At 69.8% G+C, this 15,488-nt stretch carries 13 protein-coding genes; all 13 read right to left on the bottom strand.

Annotated elements, in window-relative coordinates; translation table 11 throughout:
* Positions 1-77: 77 nt before the first annotated feature.
* The 13 genes from nuoN to ACYU7L_RS07895 are packed head-to-tail and all read right to left on the bottom strand — an operon-like array spanning position 78 to position 15,487.
* The gene (nuoN, locus tag ACYU7L_RS07955; protein ID WP_460794812.1) at positions 78-1,667 is read right to left on the bottom strand and encodes an NADH-quinone oxidoreductase subunit NuoN; all 1,590 of its coding nucleotides are present in this window, start codon (positions 1,665-1,667) and stop codon (positions 78-80) included.
* Entirely contained in the window at positions 1,667-3,250 is a 1,584-nt protein-coding gene (locus ACYU7L_RS07950) for an NADH-quinone oxidoreductase subunit M (protein ID WP_460794810.1), read from the bottom strand. Before ACYU7L_RS07950 ends, nuoN begins: the two co-directional genes overlap by 1 nt.
* The gene (gene nuoL, locus ACYU7L_RS07945) at positions 3,247-5,145 is read right to left on the bottom strand and encodes an NADH-quinone oxidoreductase subunit L (RefSeq protein WP_460796619.1); all 1,899 of its coding nucleotides are present in this window, start codon (positions 5,143-5,145) and stop codon (positions 3,247-3,249) included. The genes ACYU7L_RS07950 and nuoL overlap by 4 nt, the downstream gene beginning before the upstream one ends.
* A 55-nt stretch (positions 5,146-5,200) precedes the next feature.
* Positions 5,201-5,500, bottom strand: a complete 300-nt coding sequence (nuoK, locus tag ACYU7L_RS07940; RefSeq protein WP_460794808.1) for an NADH-quinone oxidoreductase subunit NuoK — start codon at positions 5,498-5,500, stop codon at positions 5,201-5,203.
* The gene (locus tag ACYU7L_RS07935) at positions 5,497-6,348 is read right to left on the bottom strand and encodes an NADH-quinone oxidoreductase subunit J (protein WP_460796615.1); all 852 of its coding nucleotides are present in this window, start codon (positions 6,346-6,348) and stop codon (positions 5,497-5,499) included. The genes nuoK and ACYU7L_RS07935 overlap by 4 nt, the downstream gene beginning before the upstream one ends.
* 26 nt (positions 6,349-6,374) lie before the next feature.
* On the bottom strand, positions 6,375-6,962 hold the full coding sequence (gene nuoI / locus ACYU7L_RS07930; RefSeq protein ID WP_460794806.1) for an NADH-quinone oxidoreductase subunit NuoI: 588 nt from the start codon (positions 6,960-6,962) through the stop codon (positions 6,375-6,377).
* Positions 6,962-8,305 carry an NADH-quinone oxidoreductase subunit NuoH gene (gene nuoH, locus ACYU7L_RS07925; RefSeq protein ID WP_460796612.1) on the bottom strand — a complete coding sequence of 448 codons (1,344 nt, stop codon included), beginning with the start codon at positions 8,303-8,305 and terminating at the stop codon, positions 6,962-6,964. Before nuoH ends, nuoI begins: the two co-directional genes overlap by 1 nt.
* On the bottom strand, positions 8,305-10,728 hold the full coding sequence (locus ACYU7L_RS07920) for an NADH-quinone oxidoreductase subunit G (RefSeq protein WP_460794804.1): 2,424 nt from the start codon (positions 10,726-10,728) through the stop codon (positions 8,305-8,307). Before ACYU7L_RS07920 ends, nuoH begins: the two co-directional genes overlap by 1 nt.
* Positions 10,725-12,047, bottom strand: a complete 1,323-nt coding sequence (nuoF, locus tag ACYU7L_RS07915) for an NADH-quinone oxidoreductase subunit NuoF (RefSeq protein WP_460794802.1) — start codon at positions 12,045-12,047, stop codon at positions 10,725-10,727. Before nuoF ends, ACYU7L_RS07920 begins: the two co-directional genes overlap by 4 nt.
* A complete protein-coding gene (gene nuoE / locus ACYU7L_RS07910) occupies positions 12,044-12,832 on the bottom strand; it encodes an NADH-quinone oxidoreductase subunit NuoE (protein WP_460794800.1) in 789 nt (262 codons plus the stop codon). The genes nuoF and nuoE overlap by 4 nt, the downstream gene beginning before the upstream one ends.
* Entirely contained in the window at positions 12,832-14,193 is a 1,362-nt protein-coding gene (locus tag ACYU7L_RS07905; protein WP_460794798.1) for an NADH-quinone oxidoreductase subunit D, read from the bottom strand. Before ACYU7L_RS07905 ends, nuoE begins: the two co-directional genes overlap by 1 nt.
* Positions 14,193-14,936: an NADH-quinone oxidoreductase subunit C gene (locus ACYU7L_RS07900; RefSeq protein ID WP_460794796.1), complete on the bottom strand. Its 744-nt coding sequence runs from the start codon at positions 14,934-14,936 to the stop codon at positions 14,193-14,195. Before ACYU7L_RS07900 ends, ACYU7L_RS07905 begins: the two co-directional genes overlap by 1 nt.
* Complete coding sequence (locus ACYU7L_RS07895) at positions 14,933-15,487, bottom strand: NuoB/complex I 20 kDa subunit family protein (protein WP_460794794.1); 555 nt, start codon at positions 15,485-15,487, stop codon at positions 14,933-14,935. The genes ACYU7L_RS07900 and ACYU7L_RS07895 overlap by 4 nt, the downstream gene beginning before the upstream one ends.
* Between the last annotated feature and the right edge of the window lies 1 nt (position 15,488).

Raw genomic sequence — 15,488 nt, 5'->3', positions numbered from 1 at the left:
CACGACAGGCAGGGCAAGCCCGGCAGAGACACCTTCGGGGGGCCCGTCGGGGGCCGCGTTGATAGCAGAGTCTGCGGTCACCTGATGAATTCTCCCGCATGCCCGGCCAGATCCAGAACCGGGCCGGGCACGACGCCCAGGACGATGGTCACAGCGACGGACACGCCGATGACGACGGCGGTCAGGACCGAGGGCACGGTGACGGCCGGGCCCTCGCCGATCGGGTCGGAGAAGTACATCAGCACGATGACGCGGACGTAGAAGAACGCCGCCACGGCGCTGGTCAGCACACCGGCCACCACGACCGGCCAGGCGCCTGCGGAGCCGGCGGCCGCGAAGACCGCCCACTTGCCGACGAAGCCGGACGTCAGCGGGATGCCCGCCATCGCGAGGAGGAAGACCGCGAAGACACCGGCGACCACCGGGGACTCCTTGCCGAGCCCTGCCCAGCGGTCGGTGTGGGTCGTCTCGCCGCCGCTGTCACGCACCAGCGTGACGACCGCGAACGCCCCGAGCACCGCGAAGCCGTAGGTCACGAGGTAGAACAGCACCGCCTGCAGGGACGTGATCGACCCCTCGCCCACCTCCGCGGCACCGCGCACGCCGAGCACGCCGGCGAGCAGGAAGCCCGAGTGGGCCACCGAGGAGTAGGCCAGCATCCGCTTGATGTCGGTCTGGGTGATCGCCAGCACGACGCCGACGACCATCGTGAGGATCGCGATGACCCAGAACATCGGCTGCCAGCTCCAGCGGTCGGAGCCGAAGGCGACATAGAACAGACGCAGCATCGCTCCGAACGCAGCGACCTTGGTGCCGGCCGACATGAACGCCGTCAGCGCGGTCGGGGCCCCCTGATAGACGTCGGGGGTCCAGGCGTGGAACGGCGCGGCGCCGACCTTGAACAGCAGGCCGACGGCCAGCATGCCCATGCCGATGAGCAGCAGGGTCTCGTTCTCCCCGCCGCCACGGACGGCGGCGTCGATGCCCGCGAAGTCCATCGTGCCGGCGTACCCGTAGATCAGGGCGACGCCGTAGAGGAAGAACGCCGACGAGAACGCGCCGAGCAGGAAGTACTTCAGGGCCGCCTCCTGGCTGAGCAGACGGCGACGACGCGCCAGGCCGGTCAGCAGGTAGAGCGGCAGGGAGAGGACCTCCAGGGCCACGAACATCGTGACCAGATCGCCCGACGCCGGGAACAGCAGCATGCCGGCCACCGAGAACATCAGCAGCGGGTAGACCTCGGTGTGCTCGATGCCGAGGGAGGATCCCTCACGCTCGGCCTCGCTGCCCGGCAGGGCGGCGGCCTGGCCGGTGAAGCCCGTCAGGCCTCCCTCGAGGCGTCGCTCGGCGAAGAGCAGCACCCCACCGACGGCGAGCAGCAGGATCAGTCCCCACAGGAAGAGCGTGGGACCGTCGACGACCAGCGAGCCGCCGGCCGAGATCAGGCCGCGAGCGGCGCCGTCGGCGTGCTCCTCGACGTCTCCGGCGACCCAGACGACAGCGACGAAGGCGGCGACGAGGCCGACGCCCGCGAGCACGGTCTGCACCAGGAAGCGTCGCGCCCGGGGCAGGAACGCCTCGACCAGGACGCCGAGCACCGCGACGCCGAGGACGATCAGCAGCGGCGAGAGCTCGAAGTACTCGATCGTGGGCTTGATGAACTCCATCAGTGCGAGCCTTCCTCAGCCGGGGCGTTCCCGCCGTTCCCCGAGGGGTCGGCGGCGGGGACGGTCGGATCGTCGTCGGTCACTCCGACGTGCTCCAGGGTGGTCTCGACGACCGGGTTGATCACGTCGAGCAGCGGCATCGGGTAGAAGCCGAAGACGAGCAGCGCGGCCACCAGCGGGGCCACCGCGCCGATCTCGCGACGGCTCAGGTCGGGCATGCCGACGTTCTCCGGGCGCTCGGGACCGGTCATCGTGCGCTGGTACATCCACAGGATGTAGATGGCGGCCAGCACGATGCCGGTCACGGCGATCGCCCCCGCCCACCAGGCGTGGTCGAAGGCCGACAGCAGCACCATGAACTCGGAGACGAACGGCGAGAGGCCCGGCAGGCCCAGCGTCGCGAGTCCCGCCACCAGGAACAGTCCGGCCAGGACCGGGGCGGTCTTCTCGACCCCGGAGATCGCGCGGATCGAGGCGGTGCCCCGGCGGCGGATCAGGTAGCCGGCGACCAGGAAGAGCGCGGCGGTGCCGAGCCCGTGGTTGACCATGTAGAGGATCGCGCCGGTGCCGCCCTGCGAGGTGAAGACGAAGATGCCCAGCACGATGAACCCGAAGTGCGACAGCGAGGTCAGACCGATCAGGCGCAGCATGTCGTCCTGGCCGATCGCGACGAGCGCGCCGTAGACGATCGAGATCAGCGCGATCACCACCACCACGGGGGTCGCCCACTGCGAGGCCTCGGGGAAGAGGCCCAGGCAGAAGCGGATCATCCCGAAGGTGCCGATCTTGTCCAGGATCGAGACCAGCAGCACGCTGGTCCCCGGGGTCGCGGTCGCGGTGGTGTCCGCCAGCCAGGTGTGCACCGGGAACAGCGGCGCCTTGATCGCGAAGGCGATGAAGAAGCCGAGGAAGAGCCAGCGGCCCTCGTTGACCCCGATGTCCAGGGCGGCCAGGTCACTCAGCAGGTACGACGGGGAGCCGGCGTCGGCGGAGATGACGTAGAGGCCGATCACCGAGACCAGCATGATCAGGCCGCCGGCCAGCTGGTAGACGAGGAACTTCACCGCGGCGCGGGCACGGCCCGCACCGCCGAAGCCACCCACCAGGAAGTAGGCCGGGATCAGCGTCGCCTCGAACACGACGTAGAAGAGGAACACGTCGGTCGCGGCGAACACCGTGAGCGCGGCGGCTTCGAGCGCCAGGATCCAGGCGAAGAACGTGTTGGTGCTGCGGCCGCCGCTCAGGCCGGCGACCGGGCCGTCGGCGTCATGCCAGGCGGCACCGATCACGACGGGCACCAGGAACACCGTCAGCAGCAGCATGACGAGGCCGAGGCCGTCCACGCCCACGGCGTAGTGGACGCCCAGGGCGCCGATCCACTCGTGGGTCTCCTCGAGCTGCATGCCGTCGCCGACGTTGTAGACCGAGGTCATCAGACCGGCGACGACCAGCGTGACCAGCGAGAAGCCGAGGGCCACGAACTTGGTCAGCGCGGCGCCCGGGTTGCGGGGCATCACAGCAACGACGACGGCGCCGATGAGCGGCACCACGATCATCGTGGTGAGCCAGGGGAAGTCGTTCATACGAGGGTCACCGCCAGCAGGGCCAGGACGACGAGCAGGACGCCGCCGAGGAGGGAGAGGGCATAGGAGCGGACGAAGCCGTTCTGCACCCGGCGCAGGCGCTGGGAGAGACCGCCGACCACGGCGGAGCCGCCTTCGACGGTGCCGTCGATGCCGACGCGGTCCAGGACGGCGAGGCCACCGACCAGCGACCGGCCGGGGGCAACCACCAGTCCCTCGTTGATCGCGTCGCCGTAGAGGTCGGCCCGGGCGGCGCGGGTCGCGAACGACACGTCGCTGGGCGCCTCGCGCGGCACGGGGTTGCGTCCGACGAGGAGCCAGGCGATCGCGACACCCACCGCGACCACCAGGGTCACGATCAGCGTCATCACGATGGGCGCGACGGGGAGGTCGTGGTGCTCGGCGGTGCCGACGACCGGCGAGAGCCAGTCGACGATCCAGTTGCCGAGCAGGAGGAAGCCACCGAGGACGGAGAGCGCCGCGAGCACGATGAGCGGGAACGTCATCAGCTTGGGCGACTCGTGCGGGTGCGTCTCGGGCGCCCAGCGCTTGTTGGTGAAGAACGTCATCAGCATCAGCCGGGTCATGTAGAACGCGGTGATGCCGGCGCCGAGCAGTGCAGCCAGACCGACCAGAGTGTTCTCCGCGAAGGCGGTCTCGATGATCTTGTCCTTGGACCAGAAGCCGGCGAAGCCCGGGAAGCCGATGATCGCCAGGTAGCCCATCGCGAACGTTGCGAAGGTGACCGGCAGCGCCTTGTTGAGCGCGCCGTAGTGGCGCATGTCGACGTCGTCGTCCATGCCGTGCATGACCGAGCCGGCGCCGAGGAACATGTTGGCCTTGAAGAAGCCGTGCGTCAGCAGGTGGAAGATCGCGAACGCGTAGCCGGCGGTGCCGAGACCCGCGGCGAGCATCATGTAGCCGATCTGGCTCATCGTGGAGCCGGCCAGCGCCTTCTTGATGTCGTCCTTGGCGCAACCGATGACCGCACCCCACAGCAGCGTCACGACTCCGACGATCACGACGGCCGTCTGGGCGACGGGAGCGTTCTCGAAGATGAAGTTGGACCGCGTCACGAGGTAGACACCCGCGGTGACCATGGTTGCGGCGTGGATCAGGGCCGACACCGGGGTGGGGCCCTCCATCGCGTCGAGCAGCCACGCCTGCAGAGGGACCTGCGCCGACTTGGCGCAGGCGCCGAGCAGCAGCAGCAGACCGATCGCGGTCATCGTGTTCTCGGACGCCTCGCCGGCGACCTCGCTGACGCCTGCGAACGAGATGGTCCCGAAGGTGACGAAGATCAGCGAGATCGCGAGCACCATGCCCATGTCGCCGACGCGGTTGATCACGAACGCCTTCTTCGACGCCGCGGCTGCGGAGGGCTTGTGCTGCCAGAAGCCGATCAGCAGGTACGACGCGAGGCCGACGCCCTCCCAGCCCAGGAACAGGACGAGGTAGTTGGCCGCGAGGATCAGCGTGAGCATCGCCGCGACGAACAGGTTGAGGTAGCCGAAGAAGCGGCGACGGCGCGCGTCGTGCTCCATGTAGCCGATCGAGTAGATGTGGATCAGCGAGCCGACGCCGGTGATCAGCAGCAGGAAGAGCGCCGCCAGCGGGTCGTAGAGCAGGTCCATCCCCACCTCGAGGCCGCCGGCCTCGAACCAGGTGAACAGCTGCTGCTCGATCTGTCGGTCCCCGGCGTCACGGCCGAGGAGCTCGAAGAACATCGTGAGGCTGACCGCGAACGACCCGACCGAGGTGGCCGTGCCGAGCAGGTGACCCCAACGGTCGGTGAGACGTCCGCCGAGCAGCAGGATCGCGGCGCCGGCGAGCGGCAGTGCGATCACCAGCCAGGTCAGGGCGAGGACGCCTTCGGCGTCGCCCGGTGCGATCACCGGCACGAGGGCATGGCCGCCCTCGGAGAAAAGGTTCGACAAGGTCCGTCTCCCTTTAGTACTTCAGCAGACTGGCGTCGTCGACCGAGGCCGACCGGCGGGTGCGGAAGATGGTCATGATGATGGCGAGCCCGATCACGACTTCGGCGGCGGCGACGACCATCACGAAGAACGCCGCGATCTGACCGTCGAGGTTGCCGTGCTGCTTGGCGAAGGTGACCAGCGCGAGGTTGCAGGAGTTCAGCATCAGCTCGACGCACATGAACACCACGATGGCGTTGCGGCGGGTGAGCACTCCGACCGTCCCGATCGAGAACAGGATCCCCGAGAGGACGATGTAGGGCGTGACGCTCATCGACCGTCCTCCTTCATGCTGCCGGTGGTGTCGCCCGTCGCGCCCTCAGCCTGAGGGGGTGCGCTCATCGGTGTCTCCTCGCCTCCGGCCGCACTGGTGTGGCCGGTGATCTTCGGGGCCCCTGAGAGGCCGCCCTCGACCTGGCGCTCGAAGGTCTCGATCTCCTCCGCGTCCACGGGCGCGGTGCGGACCGAGCCGCGGGCGGCGAGCACCCGGGAGATCGACGTGGGTGCCGCGCTGCCGTCGGGCAGCAGCGCCGGGGTGTCGATCGCGTTGTGGCGGGCGTAGACGCCCGGCGCGGGCAGCGGCCCGGGGTGCTTTCCGGTCTCGGCGTAGGCACGCATCCGCTCGGCGGCCAGCTCGCGCTGGCCGGGCTTCGGCGTGAGCCGCTCGCGGTGGGCGAGGACCATGGCGCCGACGGCGGCGGTGATCAGCAGGGCGGACGCGGTCTCGAAGATGAAGACCCAGCGGGAGAAGAGGATGTTGGCCAGCCCCTGCACGTTGCCGCCGGAGTTGGCCTCCTCGAGGCCGACCGCCGTGCCCAGCGAGATCTGGCCGAGGCCGATCGCGAGGACGACGGCGAGCAACAGCCCGGCGACGACGGCCATCGCGCGCTGGCCGCGGATCGTCTCCACGACCGAGTCCGACGCGTCGACGCCGACAAGCATCACCACGAAGAGGAAGAGCATCAGGATCGCGCCGGTGTAGACGATGATCTGCACCGCGAAGAGGAACGGCGCCTCGAGCACGGCGTAGAGCACCGCGAGGCTGATCATGACCACGGCGAGCAGGAGGGCCGCGTGGACCGCCTTGCGCACGAAGAGGATGCCCAGCGCCGCGATCACCATGACCGGGGCGAGGATCCAGAAAGCGGTCACCGACCGGCCTCCTTGTCGAGTGAGGTGCCACCGACGGTGGGCTCGGGAGCCGCGTCGGGCGAGCGGAACGTGCCGCGGTAGTAGTCGCCCTCGTCGTCGCCGAGGAGCATCGCGTGCGGCGGCTGCTCCATGCCGGGCAGCAACGGCGCCAACAGGTCGGACTTCTCGTAGATGAGGTCGGCGCGGTTGTTGTCCGCCAGCTCGTACTCGTTGGTCATCGTGAGCGCGCGCGTGGGGCACGCCTCGATGCACAGTCCGCACAGGATGCAGCGCAGGTAGTTGATCTGGTAGACGCGGCCGTAGCGCTCACCGGGGCTGAACCGCTCATCCTCGGTGTTGGAGGCACCCTCGACGTAGATCGCGTCGGCCGGGCACGCCCAGGCGCACAGCTCGCAGCCGATGCACTTCTCCAGGCCGTCGGGCCAGCGGTTGAGCTGGTGCCGGCCGTGGAAGCGGGGCGCCGTGGGCACCTTCTCGAACGGGTACTCCTCGGTGACGACCTTGCGGAACATCGTCCGGAAGGTCACCCCGAAGCCCGCGATCGGGTCCCAGAACTGCTCCTTGAGTCCCTTTGACTCAGCCATCAGATCTCCTCACCCGTTCGGGTCGCCGTCGACCCGACAGGGTCACCGGACTTGTCGAAGGTCAGGGGACGGGCCGCACCGCGGACCGCACCCCCGGCGGGCATCGGCGGCACGGGGAAGCCCGTGCCGGTGTTGGCGACCAGGCGCTCGGCGGCCTCGTTCTCCTCGGCGTCCGGGTCCTCCTTGTCGCCGACGAAGAACAGCACCACCATCAGCGCGGCGAGCACGCCGATGCCGATCAGGAGGTACTCCCGGTCGACCCCGCCGTCCAGCGACACGGCGCGGACGGTGGCGACGGCGACGATCCAGACCAGCGAGACCGGGATCAGCACCTTCCAGCCGAACGCCATGAACTGGTCGTAGCGCAGCCGGGGCAGGGTCCCGCGCAGCCAGATGAAGACGAAGATGAAGAACAGCACCTTGCCGAGGAACCACAGCAGCGGCCAGTAGCCCTCGTTGGCGCCGGCCCACACCTCGTCGATCCAGAACGGCGCGTGCCAGCCGCCCAAGAAGAGCGTGGTCGCGATCGCGGAGACCGTCGCCATGTTGATGTACTCGGCGAGGAAGAACAGCGCGAACTTCATCGAGGAGTACTCGGTGTGGAACCCGCCGACCAGCTCGCCCTCGGCCTCGGGGAGGTCGAAGGGCGCGCGGTTGGTCTCGCCCACCATCGAGATCGCGAAGATCGCGAACGAGGGGAAGAGGATCAGCCCGAACCACAGGTCGCTCTGCGCCTCGACGATCTCCGAGGTCGACATGGAGCCCGCGTAGAGGAAGACCGCCACGAGCGCGAGGCCCATCGCGACCTCGTAGGAGATCATCTGGGCGCTGGAGCGCATCCCGCCGAGCAGGGCGTAGGGCGACCCGCTGGACCAGCCGCCCAGGACGATGCCGTAGATCCCGATAGAGGCGATCGCGAGCACGAAGAGCACCGCGACCGGCATGTCGGTCAGCTGCAGCATCGTGGTGCGGTCGGTGAACGGGAGCCCGACCTCGGGCCCGAAGGGCACCACGGCCCACGTCACGAAGGCGGGGATCACGACGATCACCGGCGCCAGCAGGAAGACGACCTTGTCGACACCCTTGGGGATGATGTCTTCCTTGAAGATCAGCTTGAGCGCGTCACCCAACGACTGCAGCAGACCGAAAGGACCGTTGACGTTGGGGCCGATGCGGTGCTGCATCCGGGCCACGACGCGACGCTCGAACCAGATGTTGAACAGGGTGAGCAGCAGCAGCACCACGAAGATCAGGACGACCTTCGTGATGATCAGCCACCACGGGTCCTTGCCGAACTGCTGGAGCGGCTCCTCGGCCGCCAGCACGATCGCGCTGGTCGAGATCACTGATCTGCTCCCTTCACGGTGACCCGGCTGCCCGCAGAGGCGAGGTCGGCGAGGACGCCGTTGCCGAAGGAGTTGCTGGGCACCCAGACCACGCCGTCGGGCAGGTCGCCCGGCTCCGCCGGCAGCGTGACGGACCCACGGTCACCGGTGAGGGTGACGGTCGGGCCCACCTCGTCGTACGTCGCGCGCGGGAGGCGGGCGACGGCGCGACGGGCCGTGGCGTGGAGGTACTTGTCGTTGTCCTGCATCGAGCCGTTGTCGAGCAGCTGCTTCCAAGTCGCCAGGGCGAAGGTCCCCGGCTGCCCCGCAGGCTGGGACATCGGCTGGGACAGCGGCTGGGAAACAGGCGCTGCTGCCCGCTCGCCGTCCCAGGCACCGAACTGCTGCATCTGAGTGCGGACCTCCGCGACCGTGCGGAAGCCCAGCGGGCGGCCGAGCTCCTCGGCGATGCCGGCGAGCACGCGCAGGTCGGGCAGGGCGCGCGGGTCCTCGAAGACCGCGTCGAAGGGGCGCGGACGTCCCTCCCACGTGACGAACGTGCCGGCCTTGTCGGTGACCGCTGCCACCGGGAAGACCACGTCGGCCGCCCGGCTGATCTCGGTGTCGCGCAGCTCGAGGCTGACGACGAAGCGCGCGGCGGCGACGGCCGCGCGGGCCGCCTCCGGGTCGGGCAGGTCGCGCGGGTCGACCCCGCCGACGACCAGACCGCCGAGCTCTCCGCTGATGAGGCCGGCGACGATCGCGTCGGCGTCACGGCCCTCCGCGTCGGGGAGCCGGTCGACGCCCCACGCGGTGGCGGCGTCGACGCGGGCCGCGGCCTGCGCGACCGGTCGGCCACCGGGCAGGAGGTTGGGCAGGCAGCCGCCCTCGACGGCCCCGCGGTCCCCCGCACGGCGCGGGACCCAGGCGAGCTTGGCCCCGGTCCTGCGGGCCAGCTCGAGGGCCGCGGTGAGGGCACCGGGCACGGTCGCGAGGCGCTCCCCCACCATGATCAGGCTGTCGGCGCCGAGCGCGGCGGCCTCGTCGCCGGCCAGCGCGGCGAGCGCGTCCGGCTCGTCGCCCGGGGCCGTGGGCACGACGCGCGCGTTGAGCTTGTGCGAGCCGCGGCTGGTGTACGGCGCGAGCGTGACGACCCGCGTGCCCTTGCGGCTGGCCTTGCGCAGCCGCAGGAAGATCGTGCCGGCCTCGTCCTCGGGCTCGAAGCCGGCCAGGACGACCGTGCGCGAGCCCTCGACGTCGCCGTACGTGACGCCGCCGCCACCGGGACCGGTGAGCACGACGTGGGACGCCAGGAAGGCCGCCTCCTCCGCCGAGTGCGGGCGAGCACGGAAGTCGATGTCGTTGGTGGCGAGGGCGACCCGGGCGAACGCGCTGTAGGCGTAGGCGTCCTCGGCGGTGACGCGGCCACCGGTGAGCACGGCCGAGGCACCGGCCGCGGCGAGACCGCGGGCGGCGACGGCGAAGGCCTCGGGCCAGGAGGCGGCACGCAGCTCGCCGGTCTCCTCGTCGCGCACCAGCGGGTGCGCGAGGCGGTCAGCGGTGCGGGTGTAGTTGAACGCGAAGCGGTCCTTGTCGGTGATCCACTCCTCGTTGACCTCCGGGTCGTTGCCCGCCAGGCGGCGCATCACCCGGCCGCGTCGGTGGTCGACGCGGATCGCGGAGCCGCACGCGTCGTGCTCGGCGACCGACGGGGTGGAGACCAGGTCGAAGGGGCGCGAGCGGAAGCGGTACTCCGCGCTCGTCAGGGCCCCGACCGGGCAGATCTGGATCGTGTTGCCCGAGAAGTAGGACTCGAACGGCTCCTTCTCGTAGATGCCCACCTGCTGGAGGGCGCCTCGCTCGATGAGCGCGATGAAGGGGTCGCCGGCGATCTGCTCGGAGAAGCGCGTGCAGCGGGCGCAGAGCACGCAGCGCTCCCGGTCGAGGAGCACCTGGGCGGAGATGTTGATCGGCTTGGGGAAGGTCCGCTTGACCCCGCCACCGGCCGAGAAGCGCGACTCGCCGCGGCCGTTGGACATCGCCTGGTTCTGCAGCGGGCACTCGCCGCCCTTGTCGCAGACGGGGCAGTCGAGCGGGTGGTTGATCAGCAGGAACTCCATGATCCCCTGCTGCGCCTTGTCGGCGACCTCGCTGGTCGCCTGGGTGTTGACGACCATGCCGTCGGCCACCTGCAGCGTGCAGGAGGCCTGCGGCTTCGGGAAGCCACGGCCGTTGCCGGCGTCGGGCACCTCGACCAGGCACTGGCGGCAGGCGCCGACCGGAGCGAGCAGCGGGTGGTCGCAGAAGCGCGGGATCTGGACGCCGACCTGCTCGGCGGCGCGGATCACCAACGTGTCCTTGGGGACGCTGACCTGCACCCCGTCGACGGTGAGGGTGACCAGGTCGTCGGCTACGCCGGCCCGGTCGGGGGTGGTGCTCATGCGGGCGCTCCCGACTGCGCCGTGCTCGGCGCGAAGGCGGTGGCGGCTGCGGGGTCGAACGGACAGCCGCCGTGGGTCAGGTGGGCGAGGTACTCGTCGCGGAAGTACTGGATGGACGACGAGATCGGGCTGGTCGCGCCGTCGCCCAGCGCGCAGAACGCCCGGCCCAGGATGTTGTCGCACTGGTCGAGCAGGAGCTCGAGGTCGTCCTCGGTGCCCTGCCCCTTCTCCAGCGCCGCGAGCGTCTGGGCGAGCCACCACGTGCCCTCGCGGCACGGGGTGCACTTGCCGCAGGACTCGTGCTTGTAGAACTCGGTCCAGCGCAGCACCGCGCGCACGACGCAGACGGTCTCGTCGAAGATCTGCAGGGCGCGGGTGCCGAGCATCGAGCCCGCCGCGCCGACGGCCTCGTAGTCCAGCGGCATGTCGAGGTGCTCGGCGGTCAGCAGCGGGGTGGAGGAGCCACCGGGCGTCCAGAACTTCATCTCGTGGCCGTGGCGCATGCCGCCGGCCAGGTCGATGAGCTCGCGCAGGGTGATCCCCAGCGGGGCTTCGTACTGCCCCGGGCGGGCCACGTGGCCGGACAGGGAGTAGATGACGAAGCCCTTGGACTTCTCGGTGCCCATCGAGGCGAACCACTCCGGGCCGTTGCGCACGATGCTGGGCACCGAGGCGATCGACTCGACGTTGTTGACCACCGTGGGGCTGGCGTAGAGACCGGCGACCGCGGGGAACGGCGGACGCAGACGCGGTTGTCCGCGCCGGCCCTCGAGCGAGTCGAGCAGTGCCGTCTCCTCGCCGCAGATGTAGGCCCCGGCGCCGGCGTGCACGATCAGGTCGAGGTCGTAGCCGCTGCCGTGGATGTTCTTGCCGAGGTGACCGGCCAGGTAGGCCTCCTGCACGGCGCGCTGCAGGCGGCGGACCACGTGGAGGACCTCGCCGCGCACGTAGATGAACGCCGTGTTGGCCCGGATGGCATAGGAGCTGATGATCACGCCCTCGACCAGCGTGTGCGGGCTGGCCATCATCAGCGGGATGTCCTTGCAGGTGCCCGGCTCCGACTCGTCGGCGTTGACGACGAGGTACTTCGGGTTCGGGTTGTCCTGCGGGATGAAGCCCCATTTCATGCCCGTGGGGAAGCCCGCGCCGCCGCGTCCACGCAGACCGGAGTCCTTCACGGCGGTGATCACGTCGTCGGGGGCCACGCCCAGCGCCTTGCGCAGCCCGACGTACCCGTCGTGGGCCTCGTAGGACTCGAGGGTCCAGCTGCGGTCGGCCCCCCAGTTGGCGGTGAGGACGGGGGTCAGCATGTCCGTCACTTCGCTTCCTCCCCGGGCTTGTCGTCCCTGTCGTGGGCCAGGTCGGCCGGCGACTCGGCGATCTTGGTCTCGGTCTCCGCGCGCGAGGTGTCGGCGCGTTCGCTGGCCTCGACCGCTGATCCGGTCAGGGACGCAGCGCCGGCCGCCTCGGTCGAGGGAGCCGTCCAGCCGCGCTCGAGCGCGATCTCGAGCCCCGCGAGCGAGGCGGGCCCGGCGCCCGGGCCCTCGTCGGCGCGGTCGTCGGGGAAGCCGGCGAGCACGCGCTCGGCCTCGCGCCAGGTGCAGAGCTTGGGCCCGCGGGTGGAGTGGACCTCGTTGCCCGCGCGCAGGTCGTCGACGAGCTGACGCGCCGAGTCGGGCGTCTGGTTGTCCATGAACTCCCAGTTGACCATCACCACGGGGGCGTAGTCGCAGGCCGCGTTGCACTCGACGTGCTCGAGGGTGATCTTGCCGTCCTCGGTGGTCTCGTCGTTGCCGACGCCGAGGTGGTCCTTGAGGTCGGCGAAGATCTTGTCGCCGCCCATCACCGCGCACAGCGTGTTGGTGCAGACCCCGACGTGGTAGTCGCCGACCGGGCGGCGCTTGTACATCGTGTAGAACGTGGCGACCCCGCTGACCTCGGCCGCGGAGATGCCGAGGATCTCGGCGCAGGCCTCGATGCCCTCCGCCGTCACGCGGCCCTCGGCACTCTGGACCAGGTGGAGCATCGGCAGCAGGCCGGAGCGCGGCTGCGGGTAGCGCGCGGCCACCTGCTCCAGCTCGGCGTACGTCTCTGGACTGAGCATCAGCGGTCCACGCCTCCCATGACGGGGTCGATCGAGGCGATCGCCACGATGATGTCGGAGACCATGCCGCCCTCAGCCATCACGCTCGTCGCCTGCAGGTTGGTGAACGACGGGTCGCGGAAGTGGGCCCGGAACGGGCGGGTGCCGCCGTCCGAGACGACGTGGCACGCGAGCTCGCCGCGCGGTGACTCGACGGCGGCGTAGGCCTGACCGGCCGGCACCTTGAACCCCTCGGTCACCAGCTTGAAGTGGTGGATCAGCGCCTCCATCGACTCCCCCATGATGTGGCGGATGTGGTCGAGGCTGTTGCCCATGCCGTCGCTGCCGATGGCGAGCTGGCTGGGCCACGCGATCTTCTTGTCGCCGATCATCACCGGAGCGCCCTCGAGGCCGGCGAGCCGGTCGGCGCACTGCTCGATGATCTTCAGCGACTCGGACATCTCGTTGAGCCGGATCCGGAAGCGGCCGTAGGAGTCCGCGGTGTCCCAGGTCTGGACGTCGAAGTCGTAGGTCTCGTAGCCGCAGTAGGGCTCGGTCTTGCGCAGGTCCCAGGCATAGCCGGTCGAGCGCAGCACCGGGCCGGTGATGCCGAGCGCCAGGCACCCGGCGAGGTCGAGGTGGCCGATGTTCTCCAGGCGTCCCTTGAAGATCGGGTTCGCGTTGCAGAGCGCGGCGTACTCGGGCAGACGCTTCTTCATCAGCGCGATGAAGTCGCGGATCTCGTCCAGAGCACCCGGGGGCATGTCCTGGGCGACGCCGCCGGGGCGGATGAACGCGTGGTTCATCCGCAGGCCGGTGATCAGCTCGAACAGGTGCAGCACCAGCTCGCGCTCGCGGAAGCCCATCGTCATCACGGTCAGCGCGCCGAGCTCCATGCCACCGGTCGCGATGGCGACCAGGTGCGAGGAGATCCGGTTGAGCTCCATGAGCAGGACCCGCATCACCGAGGCCTTCTCGGGGATGTCGTCCTCGATGTCGAGCAGCCGCTCGACGCCCAGGACGTAGGCCGCCTCGTTGTAGAACGGGGAGAGGTAGTCCATCCGGGTGCAGAACGTGACGCCCTGGACCCAGGAGCGGTACTCCATGTTCTTCTCGATGCCCGTGTGCAGGTAGCCGATGCCGCAGCGGGCCTCGGTGACCGTCTCGCCCTCGAGCTCGAGGATCAGTCGCAGCACGCCGTGGGTGGACGGGTGCTGCGGTCCCATGTTGACCACGACCCGCTCGTCGGCGGCCTCGCTGGAGATGTCCTGGACCAGGGAGTCCCAGTCCTGCCCGGTGACGGTGAACACGCGTCCCTGGGAGGTCTCGTTGGCGCCCGCGAAGATGTCCTCGCCGTGGCCCGGCTTGTTCGTGGTGCTCATCAGTTGTACGACCTCCGCTGGTCCGGCGGCGGGATGGTGCCGCCCTTGTACTCCACCGGGATGCCGCCCAGCGGGTAGTCCTTGCGCTGCGGGTGCCCGGGCCAGTCGTCGGGCATCAGGATCCGGGTCAGCGCCGGGTGTCCGTCGAAGATGATCCCGAAGAAGTCCCAGGTCTCGCGCTCGTGCCAGTCCACCGTCGGGTAGACCGCGATGATCGAGGGGATGTGCGGGTCCGCGTCGGGGCAGGACACCTCGAGGCGGATCCGGCGGTTGTGGGTCATCGAGAGCAGGTGGTAGACCGCGTGCAGCTCGCGTCCGGTGTCCTCGGGGTAGTGCACCCCGCTCACGCCGGAGCAGAACTCGAACTTCAGCGCCGGGTCGTCACGCAGCGCGGACGCCACAGCGGCGATGTCCTCACGACGTACGTGGAAGGTGATCTCGCGGCGGTGCACCACGACCTTCTCGATGGCGTTCGTGATGCCGCCACCGGAGAGGCGAGCCTCGAGGGCGTCGGCCACCTGGTCGAACCAGCCGCCGTAGGGGCGACTCGTCGCACCGGGCATCACGACCGGACGGACCAGGCCGCCGTAGCCGGAGGTGTCCCCGCTGCCGCGCACGCCGAACATGCCGACGCGCGTGCCGATGCGCTCGACCTCGCCCGCCTGGGCGGGGACTTGGTTCTCCGGCGACTGCTCGGACGCGGGCTGCTCCGGCCCCTTGTCGATCCGCTTGTCGTCACTCACCGCAGCAGCCCTCGCATGTCGGACGTCGGGAGAGCGCGCAGGCCCTCGTTCTCGCGCTCGATGATCTCGTTGGCCCGGTTGACACCCATCTTGGTGTTCTGGACCTGGTCGTGGAGCTTGAGGATCGCGTCGATGAGCATCTCCGGGCGCGGCGGACAGCCGGGGAGGTACATGTCGACGGGGACGATGTGGTCCACGCCCTGCACGATCGCGTAGTTGTTGAACATGCCGCCGCTGCTGGCGCACACACCCATCGCGAGCACCCACTTGGGGTTGGGCATCTGGTCGTAGATCTGGCGCACGACGGGGGCCATCTTCTGGCTCACCCGGCCGGCGACGATCATCAGGTCGGCCTGGCGGGGGCTCGCACGGAAGACCTCCATGCCGAAGCGGCCGAGGTCGTACTTGGGGCCACCGCTGGTCATCATCTCGATGGCACAGCAGGCCAGGCCGAACGACGCCGGCCAGAACGAGACCTTGCGCATGTAGCCGGCGAGGCCCTCGACCGAGGTCAGGAGGACCCCGCTCGGCAGCTTCTCTTCGAGACCCATG

Source organism: Nocardioides pacificus, from assembly GCF_054775955.1.
This window is presented reverse-complemented; position numbering and strand designations above follow the sequence as displayed.